Consider the following 539-nt stretch of genomic DNA (forward strand, 5'->3'; position numbering starts at 1 on the left):
GCCTACACAGTGTCCCGGCTGGCCCTTGATGCCGGGGTGAGCGTGCATATCGTGCGCGACTACCTGCTGCGCGGATTGCTACGGCCGGTCGCGTGCACCACGGGCGGCTACGGCTTGTTCGATGACACCGCGTTGCAACGGCTGCGCTTTGTACGGGCTGCCTTCGAAGCGGGTATCGGCCTGGACGCACTGGCGCGGCTGTGCCGGGCGCTGGATGCTGCGGACGGTGACGGTGCGTCTGCGCAGCTTGCCGTGTTGCGGCAACTCGTCGAGCGTCGGCGCGAGGCCCTGGCCAGCCTCGAAATGCAACTGGCCGCCATGCCAACCGAACCGGCACAGCACGCGGAGAGTCTGCCATGAACAGCCCAGAGCACTTGCCGTCTGAGAYGCACAAACCGATCACCGGCTACTTGTGGGGCGCGCTGGCCGTGCTCACCTGTCCCTGCCATTTGCCGATTCTCGCCATTGTGCTAGCCGGCACGACGGCCGGCGCGTTCATCGGGGAGCACTGGGGTATTGCAGCCCTCACGCTGACCGGC

Annotated in this window: 2 protein-coding genes; both read left to right on the top strand. The window is 66.9% G+C overall.

All coding sequences use genetic code 11. From position 1 onward, the window contains the following. Positions 1-360: mercury resistance co-regulator MerD (gene merD / locus DLK05_RS16900; protein ID WP_148114130.1), on the top strand; the 360-nt coding region annotated here is incomplete at its 5' end. After that, positions 357-539 (top strand): broad-spectrum mercury transporter MerE (gene merE / locus DLK05_RS16905; protein WP_127345107.1); only part of this gene is annotated, 183 nt, incomplete at its 3' end. The genes merD and merE, both read left to right, overlap by 4 nt.

It is taken from the genome of Ancylomarina longa, from assembly GCF_003996985.1.
Classification (GTDB): domain Bacteria; phylum Bacteroidota; class Bacteroidia; order Bacteroidales; family Marinifilaceae; genus Ancylomarina_A; species Ancylomarina_A longa.